Origin of the sequence: Acetobacter sp. AC2005 (assembly GCF_037901235.1) — a bacterium.
Lineage (GTDB): Bacteria > Pseudomonadota > Alphaproteobacteria > Acetobacterales > Acetobacteraceae > Acetobacter > Acetobacter oryzoeni.
In genome coordinates, this window is record NZ_CP149625.1 from 1,319,722 (window position 1) to 1,334,268 (window position 14,547).

Consider the following 14,547-nt stretch of genomic DNA (forward strand, 5'->3'; position numbering starts at 1 on the left):
AATTCTTTTCTCTAGATTTGATTTCATAATTTAGGCACTGCTTCCAGCAACATGCTGATGGGATTCATGTAGGCTAGATATTGATTGTGATTGTTTGTGGGGTTTGCTCATAACAGGCAAGGATGCGCAGGCTTTGGAAATTTGAGGATCATTCAGAATATAGCCTCTTCCCCATACAGTGGAAATCAGATTTCCTACCCCTGCTGCCTGAAGTTTTTTGCGAAGTTTACAGATAAAAACATCTATAATTTTTATATCTGGTTCATCTCGCCCTCCATAAAGATGGTTAAGGAAGGTTTCCTTGGTTTGGGCAATGCCTTTGCGCAAGACAAGCAGTTCAAGAATGGCGAATTCTTTTCCGGTAAGATGAATGGGCTGATTGTTAACCGTTACAGTATGGCTGTTAAGGTTAACTGTAAGATCGCCAATTTGTGCAATAGGATGAGCATAGCCATGAGCACGCCGTAAAATGGCTTGTATGCGGGCTATAAGTTCAGTCGAATCAAAAGGGTCTATTAAATAATCGTCAGCGCCTGCAGCAAAAGCTTTGGTTTTCACTTCAGAAGTGTTGACTGGTGAGATGATAATAACAGGTGTTGTGAGTTTTAAAGATCGTAATGTGGTAAGGATGTCATAACCATAAATATCGGGGTGTTGTAGATGAAGAATGGCAAGGCCATAATCATAATTTCTGAGTAGCTCTACAACTTCCTGATCACACTGAACCATGTCCACTGAAAAAGAGGTTTTTGTTAATGCCGAAAATATTGCCTGACTAGAGGTAAAATTATTTTCTAAAAGTAAAATACGCATGGTGGAACCTCATTATGGTTCAGAGAATCAGAAATGCAGCCTGTGGTTGCATTTTGTTGTTATTACTAAACCTATACGTGTTTCAAAAAGAAACAAACATTATTTCGTTGAGAGCTTCTTTTTTGCGCAAACCAATTATGCAGTAAGTGCATACCTATAGATATATAATAATTAAGTGAAGATTAAGAAATTGATAAAAAACGTTAGGTTTTATTGTTAATTTTTTGGAAAAATTCTTCATTAACAATGAAATCTAGAGAAAGTTTGTTTGGTTTGTGATGAATACACTTCTTTGTGAACTCGGAATAGATACAACACAAACCTCTTCTTTTGTGATTGAGGGCAAAGCGCTGGGTTGAAGGATGGAGAAAGCTAAAATGGCCAGAGAGATGATTCTGCGAGACGAAGACGCAACAATAAGGTTGGCCATAAAACTGGCAGAATATGCGCAAGTAGGAGATGCCATTTTGCTTTCTGGTCCGCTTGGGGCTGGAAAGAGCCTTTTTGCGCGAGCTTTTTTGCGTGCGTTTTGTCGTGCCCCTCATTTGGAGGTCCCGAGTCCAACTTACACTTTAGTGCAATCGTACGAAGCTCCTTCCTGCGTTGTATCGCATTTTGATTTATGGCGCCTAGGTGGTCCTGACGAACTGGAAGAACTCGGATGGGATGAAGCACGAGAAGGCGTGGTGCTTGTTGAATGGCCGCAAAAATTGGAAGATCTATTGCCCGAAGATGCTTTGAAGCTTGAAATACGTGTTCTTGCTGATGGACAGCGCCAAGCCAGATTGGCCGGATGGGAAGATCGATTGAAAGAGGCAGATCTTGCTGGCGTTGGAACAGACGTATGAAACTCGCAACAATTCCCGCCCATCTTCCTTTTCTTGATCAACTGGCTTTCCGTTGGATCAAAGCTGCAAACCATGACGTAGAAGCAATAGGTGAGGGCATTATTGTATTGCCCGGCAGGCGTGCCGCGCGCGCGTTAACAGAAGCCTTTTTACGCTATATGGATGGTCAGAGTGTATTGTTGCCGCGGATAGTACCGATTGGTGCGTTGGATGAAGCAGAATTAGGGTTGTCTGCTGGTATGGGTGGCGAACTGGCTTTGGATTTGCCCCCTGCAGTTGCTGGTATGACCAGGTTGGCTGTACTGGCTCGGTTGGTTTTGCAGGCAGATAAAGCATTTGGCACACGGCCAACGTTGGATCAGGCATGGCCTCTGGCAAAAGCTTTAGCAGAGCTGATGGATGAAGCGGAGTGGTCGGGCGTCAATTTGGCGGCACGCTTGCCCGAAGCTGTGCAAGAGAATTTTGCGGAACATTGGCAAATCATTTTAAGATTTCTAGAAATTGTAACACAAGCATGGCCAGAATGGCTGAAGGAAAACGGGGTTATGAACCCTGTGGCCAGACAAGTTGCATTGCTTGAGGCACAGGCAGATTTATGGCGCAAACTCGCGCAACAAGGTGATAGTACACCTATATGGGCGGCTGGGTTTACGCATGTTATGCAGCCTACAGTAAAAGTGTTGCAAGCTGTTCTTGAATGTCCTGCGGGTAAGGTTGTATTGCCTGGTTTGGATATGATGATGGCAGAAGAAACCTTTGTTTCATTGCCAGACAGTCATCCTCAGGCAGGTTTGAGTTCTTTACTGAAAAATTTGGAAATCACACGAAATAAAGTGGAAGTTTGGGAAGGTGTAGGAAGTGGATCTGAACGATCATCTATTCTTGCCCGCGTTCTTCTTCCGGCCGAAGCATTGGGTGATTGGTCATGCCCTGGTGATGCTAAGTTAGAAAATGTTTACAGATTAGATGCTGCTGATCAGCAGGAAGAAGCTGTTGCAATCAGTATGATCATGCGTGAGGCTATTGAAAAACCGGCGCATCGGGTGGCTCTTGTAACGCCAGACCGTGTGTTGGCAGCGCGTGTGGCAACAGAACTGGCACGTTGGGGTGTGCTGGCAGATGATAGTGCGGGTTCATCTTTGGTTGATACACCTGCGGCTGTTCTATTACGCCTTGTTGCGCAAATGGTGGATAGTAAGTTCTCACCAGTTTCTCTTTTAAGCGTTTTAAAACATCCTTTAGTTGCATGTGGTTTTTCATCTGGTGTCTGTCGTGCAACAGCCCGGCTTTTAGAGCGGTCTGTTTTGCGCGGTCCAGCACCGCCACCTGGTTTTGCAGCTTTATGCCAAGTGGTGGAGAATGCTTTAAACAACCCTAATGAAAGAGCAAAAGCTAAACTAGAAAGAGGCATTACGGCGGATCGGCCATTTGGTCCGGTTGCATTGTCTGTTTTTATGGAGCGTTTGGCATTTTGTTTGGAACCAGTTCTTGGGTGGGAGCATGATGCTGTAGAAGCACGCGCTCACGCGGATTTAGAGCAGCATTGCGCGCCAGTGCCAGATTTGCTGGCAGCATTAATTGCAACAGTAGAGCGTTTGGTTGCTACTGATGAAGAAAGTGCATCAGAGCGTTTGTGGCGTGGTGAAGAAGGCAATATGCTTGCCAGCCAGTTGACAGAATTAATGCTGGCAGCAGAGGTTTTGCCGCCGCAGCCTCCTGTTGTTTTAGATGGTTTGTTAACGGCGGTTCTGGCTCCAGAACGCGTTGCCATGCGCCGGAGTGGAGATCCTAAATCTTTACATCCTCGTGTTTTGATCTGGGGCTTGTTCGAGGCGCGCTTGCAAACGGCAGAAACCGTTATTTTGGGCGGTCTTTCTGAGGGTGTCTGGCCGCCCGTAGTAGATGCTGGCCCGTGGATGAGCCGACCCATGCGGAAAAAAATGGGGCTTCCATCGCCAGAACAGGCTGTAGGTCAGGCAGCGCATGATTTTTTTGCAAGTGCAGCAGCAGCTGGCACGGTTGTTCTTTCCAGCGCACGAAGGCGGGAAGGAGCGCCTGTTGTACCTGCTAGATGGCTTACGCGGCTGAATGCTTTTTTGGCGGGACGAAATGGCCATATTCCCAATCATCCTGCTTTGTTTTGGTTGAATAAGCTGGATCAGCCATTAGGCCCGGCAACGCCTGTAGCACCACCGCAACCTGTACCGCCAGTTTCGTTGCGGCCACGTCGTTTGAGCGTGACAGAAATAGAAACGTGGGTAAGAGATCCATACGCCATTTACGCAAAACATATTTTGCGACTTGAAGTTTTGCCGGAGTTGGAAGAGGCCGCAGATGCATCTGATTACGGTATGATTGTGCATAAGGCGTTGGAGCGTTGGGTCAAGACATATGGCGTGACATGGCCAGAAAATGCGGAAAAGAAATTATGTGATTTGTTCCATATAAGTTTGCAAGAACACGTTTTGCGTCCGGCATTGCGTGCATGGTGGGCACCCAGATTAACGCGTATTGCTCAATGGGTGGTGCAGGCAGAAGAGAAGCGGCGTAGCGAGTATGGAACGCCGCGCGCCATTCTTACAGAAATTCGCGGGCAAGTGAGTATTATGGATGCACCTGCCGGCAGGTTTGACATTGTTGGTCGCGCAGATCGCATAGAATTAAATACTGAAGGGGATGTTATTGTGCAGGATTACAAAACTGGCACATTACCATCAACTAAAGATGTTTTGGCCGGTTGGAGCCCACAGCTTCCGCTTGAATCTGCCATGATTCTTCGTGGTGGTTTTAAGGAAGTTCCTGAACATTCAAGAAAAATATCAAATCTTATATACTGGCGCCTGACCGGTGGAGCAGTGCCAGGAGAAGAAGTGGTTGTGCAGGCACGTGATGCACTTAGTCTTACAGATCTGGCTGAACAGACTTGGGAAAATCTATTATTGCGAATAGCAGCATATGATCAGCCAGATCAGCCTTATCTTTCTCATCCTCATCCTGGCAGGGAACCACGTTTTGCAGATTATGCACGTCTGGCACGTGTGCCCGAGTGGAATGCCGCACGTAAGGAGGATGAAGAATGAGCATATCTGCACAGAAAGCTTTACAAAAAGCTATCGCTCAGGCCAATGCACAACAGGCTTTGGCATCAGATCCCTCAGCTTCTGTTTTTGTGTCAGCTTCTGCGGGAAGCGGTAAAACCAAATTGTTGATTGATCGTCTTTTGCGCTTGATGCTGCCGCGTTTGGCAGAAGATGGTTCCATTCAACCCGGAAGTTCACCAGCTCGTATTTTATGTCTTACTTTTACCAAAGCAGCAGCAGCGGAAATGTCTATTCGGTTGCAAACACGCCTTGGACGTTGGGTAACATTTTCGGATGAAGCGTTAGATAAAGAGCTGGCAGGTTTGTATGTGCCCTGTACAGATGAAACAAGGCGACGTGCGCGGGCGTTATTTGCAGAAGTTCTTGATCTTCCAGGAGGTATGCGTATTGGAACAATCCATGCGTTTTGCCAATCTTTGTTGCGACGTTTCCCTTTAGAAGCTTCCATGAACCCGCATTTTACAGTTATGGAAGAAACAGATGCATCCCTAGCCTTACAAACATGTGTGGAATCTATTTTAGGTCAGCAAAAAGAAGGGGTGATTTCCCCATTAGCAGGTCAGATATCTTTAGGTGATTTTATTTTTATTTCTGGGGTTTTAAGAAAGGATGAAAGATCACACTCTTTATTAAATCTCATTGTACAAGACCCTCATAAGGCTGAATCTGTGTTATGTCAGATTTTAGGTTTATCGTCTGATATATTGCACGGGAGTGCCTCTGAACTTCTTGAGAAATTATGTTCTGATTTTCCAGAAGAAGCTAATTTAAAAGAAGGATTTCAGATTCTTTCCAATGAAGGGTCTGAAGCGATAAAAAGAAATGCTTTCTCGCTTTTGGATTGGCTTTCCTGGCCTGCATCTGAGCGCGCAGCGCAATGGCTTGTGTGGCGAAATGGCTTTCTCACAAAAGATGGAAAGTTGCGTGCTGTTGGTTTGATTTCTAAAAAACTTTCTGAAAAATACCCTGATATTGCGCTCTATATTCAAAAAGAGGGTGAACGCATTAATAAGGTAGACGAGCAACTGCGGGCCAGAAACCTTGTTAAGATGGGGAGCGCATTGCTTAAAATGGCTGCTGCTGTTTCTAGTCTGTACACATTACAAAAAGCGAGGCATGGCCAAATTGAGTATGATGATCTTATTGAGCGTGCATTAGGGCTTTTGCGCGAGCCCGGTGCGGCTTGGGTCATGTATAAGCTGGATGGAGGCATAGATCATTTGTTGCTGGATGAAGTGCAGGACACTTCTCCCGAACAATGGCGTATTGCTGGAGATCTTACAGAAGAATTTTTTTCCGGTCTTGGAAGACGGGATGAAGATGAACCGCCGCGGACCATTTTTGCCGTGGGGGATTATAAGCAATCTATTTACGGATTTCAGGGAGCAGATCCAGATTCCTTTCGTGAATGGAGACAAAGATTCAAAAAACGTGTGCAAGATGCCCATTTGCTATGGCGTGAACCTGAATTAACGGTTTCGTTTAGATCAACAGAACCTGTTCTTAAACTTGTTGATGCTGTTTTTGCAGATCCAGAGGCAGCCAAAGGCGTTGTGGAAGAGCCGGGCCAAGTTATGGAACATATTACAGCCCGCCCTGGAAAGGGAGGGCGTGTAGAATTATGGCCATTGGTTGAGGCTGAAGAGAATGAAGATGCTATTAGCCCATGGGAGCCAGCTCAAGGTAATGCAACACGCCAGAGCCCACGCCAGAAGTTAGCCGATGCCCTGGCAAGATATATTGCTAGGCAGTTAAATCAAAAACCTGTGTTAGGACAAAAACCTTTAACAGCAGGTGATGTTCTGGTTCTTGTGCCGCGTCGCTCCCCATTCGTGGGTATGCTTGTGCGTGCTTTAAAAGGTCAAAATATTCCTGTGGTTACGCTTGTGCGTACGGGGTTGGCCGAGCATTTGGCTGTGCAGGATATGTTGTCTTTATGTGCGGCCCTTCTGTTACCACAAGATGATTTAACATTAGCTTGCGTACTCACATCTCCATTGGGGAATATCTCAGATAATAGCTTGATGGCTTTGGCGACGGGGCGTGAAAAAGGAGAGCCATTGTGGTCAGCACTGCGCGAACGTCATGCAGAACAATCAGATTGGAAACAGGCTTGGAATTTTCTTAATGGTTTGTTCCGACAGGTAGATTATTTAACACCATATGAGTTCCTTTCTGCTGCATTAGGGCCTGGTGGGGCACGCGCACGTTTTCTTGCGCGTTTAGGGGCCGAAGCAGCGGAGCCAATTGATGAACTTCTTTCTGCAGCAATAAGATATCAGGATCAACATCCTCCTTCTTTGCAGGGTTTTCTGCATTGGATGCGTCATTCAGAAGAAACCGTAAAGCGCGAAGCAGAATCTGGTGGAGATTCTGTAAGAATCATGACAGCGCATGGTTCTAAAGGATTGCAGGCACGTCTGGTGATTTTGCCAGATACAGTTGGTCTTCCTCGGTTTGAGGACAGATTGTTTTGGGCGCATGATAAAATACACAATATAGATGTGCCGTTGTATGTGCCACGTAATGCTTTATCCGTGGGTTTAACGCGTAATCTCAAAGAGGTTATGCGTGGCCGTGTGGTAGAGGAATATAATCGCCTGCTTTATGTAGCGCTTACGCGTGCGGCAGATCGGTTGGTTGTTTGTGGCTGGAAGCCAGGACGCAATGTGCCTGCAGAAAGTTGGTATGAAAGGTGCCGAATTGGTTTTGAAAAAGCCGGTGCAACAGAAGTAGATTTTCAGGAAGGTGAATGGTCTGGATCCATGCTTTTATTAGAAGAAGCGCCGCAGGAACAAACCGTTACCAAACAGTCTGCGTCGGATTCTATTGAGAGCCCTCAGGAAGTAACCACATTGCCGCAATGGATGGGATCAGCCCCGTTGTGGAAACCAATTTTGCCAGAAGCGGAAAGCCCGCTAGCGCGCCCGTTGGCACCAAGTAAACCAGATGATGCCATGTTGGGGCCGCTTCCCCCTGTTCGTTCACCGCTGGATATTGCTGCCGTAACGCCAGCCAAGGCGCGTGAAGCTGCTTTTCGACGTGGTAATCTGGTGCATTCTTTGCTGCAGTTTTTGCCTGCCTGTCCGGCAGAGCAGCAACCCGCCATGGCGCATCAATGGTTGGCACGACCAGCAAGTGGTTTGTCATCACATGAAGCTGCCGAACTTGCACAACAGGTTATTGCAGTTTTGCACCTGCCGGAACTGACAGAGCTGTTTGATCCGTCTGCACGGGCAGAGCAGCGTTTGGCCGGTGTGGCCGGCGGGCAGGTTATTGTGGGGCAGGTTGACCGTTTGCGTGTGCTGCCCAACAAAGTGCTGGTGTGTGATTTTAAAACCGGCCGCCATGCACCGCGTAGAGTGCAGGATACACCCGTTTTATACCTCCGGCAGATGGCGGCTTATCGTGCCCTTCTGCAAGGTATATGGCCCGATCGGCCAGTTGTCTGTGTTTTGGTCTGGACAGAAATGCCACGTGCAGATGTTCTGCCAGATGCGTTGCTGGATAAGTACGCCCCCGGCATTTTGCCTGAGGCTGTATCTTGACCGCAGCAAGCGCAACCTTAAGTGTTAGGAAGAGTTGGGTAGAAAGCCGTTTCAGCTTGTTACCCTGTATTGGTAAAGGCAGTTCACGGCATGCAGGCGCGTGCCGGAGAGTTTAAGGAACCAGAAAATGAGTGAACACACGCTTGCTGTCAGCGATTCCAGCTTTGATAAAGATGTTCTCAAGGCGTCTGGCCTTGTGCTGGTAGATTTCTGGGCAGAATGGTGCGGCCCTTGCAAGATGATTGGCCCAGCGCTGGAAGAAATTGGCAAGGAATTTGCCGGTAAGGTAACCGTTGCCAAAGTGAATATTGATGATAACCCAGAAACACCCAATGCGTATCAGGTGCGCAGCATTCCTACGCTTATGCTGGTGCGCGATGGTAAGGTTGTAGATAAAAAAGTGGGTGCCCTGCCCAAAAGCCAGTTGAAGGCATGGGTTGAAGGCGCTCTGTAATCAGAGCTTCAATGTAGCCTGAAGTTTAAGGGTAAACTGCAAGCTTCAGGCTTGTTTTCCGCAGGGGCATTTGGCCTGTAGGTTCTCATAAAACTTGGCAGATAGGTTCAGCCAGCGTAATGCAACGCGTGCTGGGCCATATATTTGTCCCTGCAATTTGTATTGTGCAGTCACAGGGTTCAAAATGAGCTGGATCACCGAATATGTTCGTCCCAAAATTCGCGGCCTGCTGCGTCGGGATGTGCCGGATAATCTGTGGACGACCTGTGACTCATGCAGCCAGATGATTCTGACCAAAGAGCTGCACAAGGCATTGAATGTGTGCCCCCATTGTGGGCACCACATGCGTGCACCGGTTATGGACCGTCTGAAATGGACGTTTGATAACGGGGATTTCACCCGTATTGAGCTGCCTTCTGCTCCGGTTGATCCGCTAGGGTTCCGCGATCAGAAAAAATATACAGATCGTCTTAAGGATGCGCGCGCAAAAAGCCATCTAGACGAATCGCTGATTGTGGCCCACGGCACCATTGGCGGCCATCAGGCTGTTGTTGGCGTCATGGCGTTTGAATTCATGGCAGGCACCATGGGGGCTGCGTTTGGTGAGCGCTTTGTGGCCGCAGCACGTTTGGCCATTCTTCAAAAGGCTCCTCTGGTTATCTTCACCGCTTCTGGCGGCGCACGTATGCAGGAAGGCGTTATCAGCCTGATGCAGATGCCTCGTACCACTGTAGCGGTTGAAATGCTTAAAGAAGCCGGGCTGCCTTATATTGTGGTGCTTACCAACCCAACCACAGGTGGCGTTACGGCCTCCTTTGCCATGTTGGGTGATGTGCAGATGGCCGAGCCCAATGCGCTGATCGGTTTTGCAGGCCCGCGTGTTATTCAGGATACGGTGCGCGAAAAGCTGCCAGAAGGCTTCCAGCGGTCCGAATATCTGCTGGATCACGGTATGCTGGATATGGTGGTGCAGCGTAAGGATGTGCCCGCAACATTGGCCCGTGTGATCGGGCTGCTGATGCATGCACCTGCAGATGTAAAAGCACCGCCGCCGCGCCCGCAGGCACCGGCTCCCGCCGCCGCAGAGTAATCCTTTCATGACAAAAGCAGCAGCTTCCAGCCCCACAGCAGAATTCACGGGCCGGACAGGCGCGGTGTTGGAACGGCTGAATAACCTGTATCCGGCACTTATTGATCTTTCCTTGGGACGGTTGGAAGCACTGCTGGCAAAGTTGGGGCACCCGGAAGAAAAGCTACCCCCAGTTATCCATGTTGCTGGCACAAACGGGAAGGGCAGCACGTGTGCCACTCTGCGTGCTATTGGTGAGGCCGCAGGCTGGCGTGTGCATGTGATGACATCCCCACATCTGGTGGATGTGACGGAGCGGTTCCGTATCGCCGGTAAATTGGTGAGCGAATCGGAACTGGTTGCCACGCTGGAAGAAATTGAGCGGGTGAATGACGGCGCGCCCATTACCGTATTTGAAGTTCTGACAGCCGCTGGCTTTCTGCTTTTTTCCCGTCACCCGGCTGATTTGGTGATTATTGAAGTAGGGCTGGGCGGCCGGTGCGATGCCACCAATGTGCTGCGTAAACCTGCTGCGTGTATTGTCACCTCAGTCTCGCGTGATCACGAGGCGTTTCTGGGTGACACGCTGGAAGCTATTGCCGCAGAAAAAGCCGGTATTTTCAAGCCGGGCGTGCCTGCCATAACAGGCAATCAGCCAGAAGCGGTTATGAAGGTTTTGCAAGCGCAGGCAGATAAGGTGGGTGCACCGCTTTATCGGCGTGGGGCTGAATGGTCGATTTCTCCGCAGAATGGTGCGGAGTCGGGTGCGGCTGAATTGACGTTTACAGATAAGGCCGGAGAACTCACATTGCCGCAGCCCGCATTGGTGGGGCCGTGGCAGGTTGAAAATGTAGGCCTTGCTGTAGAAGCATTGCGTGTTTCCGGCCTGTATGTGCCAGAACAGGCATGGCAGGGCATTAGCCGCGTGAACTGGCCTGCACGTATGCAACAACTTCACGGCAAGTTAGCCTCTCATTTGCCTGAGGGGTGGGAACTCTGGCTGGATGGTGGCCATAACCCCGGTGCTGGCAATGCGCTGGCGCAGGAACTGGCGCATTGGAAAGATCAGCCCCTGCACGTGCTGGTGGGAATGAAGCAGACCAAGGATGCCACGGGTTTTTTAAACCCGGTGCTGCCGTTTGCGTCTAGCGTTTGGGCTATTTGTGAGCCTCAGCAGCATTTGGCATTGCCGGTAGAAGCGATTGTGGAGGCTTCTGGTGGAAAGGCTCAGGTAGGGCCAACGCTGGTTGATGCGCTTGATGCATTGGTAGCCCAAAATCCACAACCGCGTGCAAGAGTGCTGATTTGTGGCAGCTTGTATCTGGCTGGTGTTGCGCTCAAGCAGGATGGATGGGTGGTCGCGTAAAACCGCCTACCTGCTATTTACCGCCAAATTTTTCAGTGGGAAAAAGTGGTGCCCCCAGTAGGATTTGAACCCACGACCTACCGCTTACAAGGCGGTTGCTCTACCACTGAGCTATAAGGGCACTGATGCGTATTTCGCAGGGGCAGAATTAAGCTGAAACCACCCCCACTCGTCAAGACCTGTTTTTGTGTTGATGAAAGGTTTTTTGGGGGCGCAGGATATTGCATCCAAACCGCTGCTGGCGCATCTAGGCTGCATGCCGCACTCTCATCTTCCTCCTCACCCAGTTCTATCCCTGCACGATAGCCAAAGTCGTGCCACGGTGCCGTTTACGCCTATCGATCCGGCACATGTAAAAGTCTATTACTGTGGACCAACAGTGTACGACTTGGCCCATATTGGCAATTTACGGGCCATGCTCACGGCAGATGTGCTGGTGCGCCTGCTGCGGCATGTTTATCCGCGCGTGACATTTGTGCGGAACATCACAGATGTTGATGACAAGATTACCGCACGAGCCCGCGCGAATGGGGAGGATATTGGCTCTCTCACCCAGCGCACCACGGAAGAGTTTCATCAAGATCTGGCATCCATGAATGTGCTGCCACCGGATATCGAGCCTCGGGCCACGCATAATATTGGTGAAATGCAAGCCATGATTGCGCGGCTGATTGAAAACGGCCACGCGTATGAGGCCGAAGGCCACGTGCTGTTTTCGGTCGGTTCGTTCCCGTCCTATGGCGCGCTTTCTGGTCGCAACCCAGAAGAGCTGGAAGCTGGGGCTCGTGTAGAGGTGGCCCCCTACAAAAAAGCGCCGGGTGATTTTGTGCTGTGGAAACCATCGGACGCAGACCAGCCGGGGTGGGATAGCCCTTGGGGCCGTGGCCGACCAGGTTGGCATATTGAATGTTCTGCTATGTCTCATCGTTATTTGGGAGATAGCTTTGATATTCATGGTGGTGGATCAGACCTTCTGTTCCCGCATCATGAAAACGAACGTGCCCAGAGCTTGTGCTGCTTCCCTCATGGCAAGTTTGCCAATTACTGGGTGCATAATGCCATGCTGCTGGTTGAGGGTGAGAAAATGTCCAAGTCTTTGGGCAACTTCCTCACCATTCGGGATGTGCTGGCACAGGCACCGGCAGAAGCTCTGCGGCTTTTGCTGTTGGGGGCGCACTATCGCTCCACTCTGAATTATACGCAGGCCGGTTTGCTGGAAGCGCGTAAAACGCTGGATCGGTTCTACCGTGCTCTTGCTGCAGGGCCTGTGCCAGAAACAGATGTGCCGGAGGGCGTGATGCAAGCTCTGGCGGATGATCTGAATACACCTAAAGCCATTGCAGAACTGCACGCTCTTGCAGCGCAGGCTCTGGCCGGAGACAGGCAGGCCGCAGGTGCCCTTAAAGCGGGTGCAGGCATGCTGGGGCTTTTGCAGAGTGACCCCGAACAGTGGTTCAAAGGCGATGCCTCTGATGAAGATGCGGCAATTGAAGCCCTGATTAACGAACGTCTGGCAGCCCGCAAAGCGCGGGATTTTGCAAAGGCAGACGCACTGCGTGATCAGCTTCAGGCTCAGGGCATTGTGCTGGAAGATACTAAAGACGGCACAAGCTGGAGGCGGGCATGACCGGTCGGGATGGGGGCGCCCCTCTGGAGCCAATAGGCAATACGCCTGTTGTTATTCTGGTGCGCCCACAAATGGCGGAAAATATTGGCACTACAGCGCGCGCCATGGCTAATGGCGGCCTTTTTCATTTGCGGCTTGTCAGCCCGCGGGATGGATGGCCGCAAGAACGCGCATGGCGAGCTTCTTCCGGGGCAGACCGGATTCTGGAAGCCGCAACGGTGCATGAGAGTGTAGATGATGCTGTGGCAGACTTGCACCATGTATACGCAACATGCCCACGCCCGCGGCATATCATCAAGCCTGTGTTAACGGCCCGAGGTGGTGCGGCGGAATTGCGTGCGGCAACAGGCCGCGGGTTAAAAGTGGGCCTGATGTTTGGCCCCGAGCGCGCTGGCCTTGATAATGAGGATATGGCCCGAGCAGATGCGCTTATTCGCTATCCGCTCAACCCGGCTTTCATGTCGCTTAATCTGGCGCAGGCCGTCATGATCATGGCGTATGAATGGTGGATGGCAGAGGATCAGACTCCTCCGCGTGAACTCATGACGAATGAGACCCATGTGGCGACCAAAGGGGAGTTGGAGAACTTTCTGCAACATCTGGAGCGTGAGCTGGATGACTGCGGTTTTCTGCGGAATGAGCAGAAGCGCCCCGGTATGGTGCGTAACCTCCGCCACTTTTTTACACGTGGTGAAGTAACAGAGCAGGAACTGCGCACGCTACATGGCGTTGTACGAGAACTGGCACATCCACGCCGGAAAGACTGATAAGTTTTTAAGGGAAATATATCTGCTGCCAGCCCATAAGAAGCGGCTGGCAGCAGTAAAGCGGCTTTTTAGTCTGCCGCCAGAGGCATGTTGTGGTGCGCCATGGCCTTGGTTACGTGGTCTTCCACCGCGTTGGTAATCTTATCTACCTGTTTGGCAAAGATATGATCTGCTTCGGGGAAAACCCGGTAATCAACCGTCACACCTTTTTGGGTGTTCAGCTTATCCACCAGTTTATGAATGGCAGGCTCTGGGGCCATATCATCCTTGCCGCCGGCAATCATCAGGCCGCCGCAGGGGCAAGGTGCCAGAAAGCCGAAATCATAATGCGCGGCAGGTGGTGCAATGCTAATCCAGCCGGTAATTTCCGGGCGGCGCATCAGCAACTGCATGCCAACAAAAGCACCAAAAGAATAACCGGCAATCCACAGCCCGCTGGCATTGGGGTTAACCATCTGCATCCAGTCTAGCGCTGCGGCAGCATCTGAAATTTCGCCAATACCGCCATCAAACCGTCCCTGAGAACGGCCAACCCCGCGCGAATTGTAACGCATGACGGAAAAGCCCATCTTTTCGAACGTGCGATACAGCGCATAGGTAATGCGGTTGTTCATGGTGCCGCCGTGCAGCGGGTGAGGGTGCAGCACGAGGGCAAGCGGGGCGTTGGGCTCGTTTGAATGGTGATAGCGCCCTTCAAGACGACCATCAGGGCCGGCAAACATAACCTCTGGCATTCGGGTTCCGCTTGATCATGGAAAACGTCCGTGGGCATGACGTTTCCGGGTTCTGTAAACAGGTCTGATTAAAAACGATGCCACGCTTCTAATCAGGCCATGCGGGTCAGAGGCCGCGCAGTTAAATGTTCAACACACCTTTCTTTTCCGTTTGTGGGGAGAAAACGGAAAAGAAAGGTCTTTCAGGTATATGGTGTCTCTGATGTGTAGAGAAAATAGC

The 14,547-nt window shown here is 50.3% G+C and carries 10 protein-coding genes and 1 tRNA gene; 8 read left to right on the forward strand and 3 right to left on the reverse strand.

The annotated features are described in order from the left end of the window. Positions 1-30: 30 nt before the first annotated feature. Positions 31-813 (reverse strand): response regulator transcription factor, encoded by a 783-nt coding sequence (locus QQM41_RS06460; protein WP_339078032.1) that lies wholly within the window; start codon positions 811-813, stop codon positions 31-33. 389 nt (positions 814-1,202) lie between these two features. Here QQM41_RS06460 and tsaE point away from each other — a divergent pair, with 389 nt between their 5' ends. From tsaE to QQM41_RS06490, 6 genes are all read left to right on the forward strand, one after another. Next, positions 1,203-1,661: a tRNA (adenosine(37)-N6)-threonylcarbamoyltransferase complex ATPase subunit type 1 TsaE gene (gene tsaE, locus QQM41_RS06465; protein ID WP_339078033.1), complete on the forward strand. Its 459-nt coding sequence runs from the start codon at positions 1,203-1,205 to the stop codon at positions 1,659-1,661. Continuing rightward, entirely contained in the window at positions 1,658-4,741 is a 3,084-nt protein-coding gene (addB, locus tag QQM41_RS06470) for a double-strand break repair protein AddB (protein ID WP_339078034.1), read from the forward strand. Before tsaE ends, addB begins: the two co-directional genes overlap by 4 nt. Next, positions 4,738-8,310: a double-strand break repair helicase AddA gene (gene addA, locus QQM41_RS06475; RefSeq protein WP_339078035.1), complete on the forward strand. Its 3,573-nt coding sequence runs from the start codon at positions 4,738-4,740 to the stop codon at positions 8,308-8,310. Before addB ends, addA begins: the two co-directional genes overlap by 4 nt. 127 nt (positions 8,311-8,437) lie before the next feature. Then, positions 8,438-8,764, forward strand: a complete 327-nt coding sequence (trxA, locus tag QQM41_RS06480; protein WP_003623364.1) for a thioredoxin TrxA — start codon at positions 8,438-8,440, stop codon at positions 8,762-8,764. 184 nt (positions 8,765-8,948) lie between these two features. Beyond that, positions 8,949-9,854, forward strand: a complete 906-nt coding sequence (gene accD / locus QQM41_RS06485; protein WP_003623367.1) for an acetyl-CoA carboxylase, carboxyltransferase subunit beta — start codon at positions 8,949-8,951, stop codon at positions 9,852-9,854. A 7-nt stretch (positions 9,855-9,861) separates the two neighbouring features. Continuing rightward, positions 9,862-11,199: a folylpolyglutamate synthase/dihydrofolate synthase family protein gene (locus QQM41_RS06490; protein ID WP_339078036.1), complete on the forward strand. Its 1,338-nt coding sequence runs from the start codon at positions 9,862-9,864 to the stop codon at positions 11,197-11,199. A 46-nt stretch (positions 11,200-11,245) separates the two neighbouring features. Here QQM41_RS06490 and QQM41_RS06495 read toward each other — a convergent pair. Further along, positions 11,246-11,320 (reverse strand) — tRNA-Thr (locus tag QQM41_RS06495). Positions 11,321-11,392: 72 nt separating this feature from the next. On the opposite strand from QQM41_RS06495, the gene cysS reads away from it, so the two are divergent. Beyond that, positions 11,393-12,826, forward strand: coding sequence for a cysteine--tRNA ligase (cysS, locus tag QQM41_RS06500; protein ID WP_339078077.1), 1,434 nt, complete (start codon positions 11,393-11,395; stop codon positions 12,824-12,826). Next, positions 12,823-13,593 (forward strand): RNA methyltransferase, encoded by a 771-nt coding sequence (locus QQM41_RS06505; protein WP_128106141.1) that lies wholly within the window; start codon positions 12,823-12,825, stop codon positions 13,591-13,593. The genes cysS and QQM41_RS06505 overlap by 4 nt, the downstream gene beginning before the upstream one ends. Before the next feature lie 68 nt (positions 13,594-13,661). Here QQM41_RS06505 and QQM41_RS06510 read toward each other — a convergent pair whose 3' ends face one another. Next, positions 13,662-14,327 (reverse strand): alpha/beta hydrolase, encoded by a 666-nt coding sequence (locus QQM41_RS06510; protein WP_003623374.1) that lies wholly within the window; start codon positions 14,325-14,327, stop codon positions 13,662-13,664. Between the last annotated feature and the right edge of the window lie 220 nt (positions 14,328-14,547).

What these genes read in the sequence shown, in the direction of transcription:
- QQM41_RS06460 (WP_339078032.1), bottom strand. Translation starts at nt 813, where the DNA reads ATGCGTATTTTACTTTTAGAAAATAATTTTACCTCTAGTCAGGCAATA.
- tsaE (WP_339078033.1), top strand. Translation starts at nt 1,203, where the DNA reads ATGATTCTGCGAGACGAAGACGCAACAATAAGGTTGGCCATAAAACTG.
- addB (WP_339078034.1), top strand. Translation starts at nt 1,658, where the DNA reads ATGAAACTCGCAACAATTCCCGCCCATCTTCCTTTTCTTGATCAACTG.
- addA (WP_339078035.1), top strand. Translation starts at nt 4,738, where the DNA reads ATGAGCATATCTGCACAGAAAGCTTTACAAAAAGCTATCGCTCAGGCC.
- trxA (WP_003623364.1), top strand. Translation starts at nt 8,438, where the DNA reads ATGAGTGAACACACGCTTGCTGTCAGCGATTCCAGCTTTGATAAAGAT.
- accD (WP_003623367.1), top strand. Translation starts at nt 8,949, where the DNA reads ATGAGCTGGATCACCGAATATGTTCGTCCCAAAATTCGCGGCCTGCTG.
- QQM41_RS06490 (WP_339078036.1), top strand. Translation starts at nt 9,862, where the DNA reads ATGACAAAAGCAGCAGCTTCCAGCCCCACAGCAGAATTCACGGGCCGG.
- cysS (WP_339078077.1), top strand. Translation starts at nt 11,393, where the DNA reads ATGAAAGGTTTTTTGGGGGCGCAGGATATTGCATCCAAACCGCTGCTG.
- QQM41_RS06505 (WP_128106141.1), top strand. Translation starts at nt 12,823, where the DNA reads ATGACCGGTCGGGATGGGGGCGCCCCTCTGGAGCCAATAGGCAATACG.
- QQM41_RS06510 (WP_003623374.1), bottom strand. Translation starts at nt 14,327, where the DNA reads ATGCCAGAGGTTATGTTTGCCGGCCCTGATGGTCGTCTTGAAGGGCGC.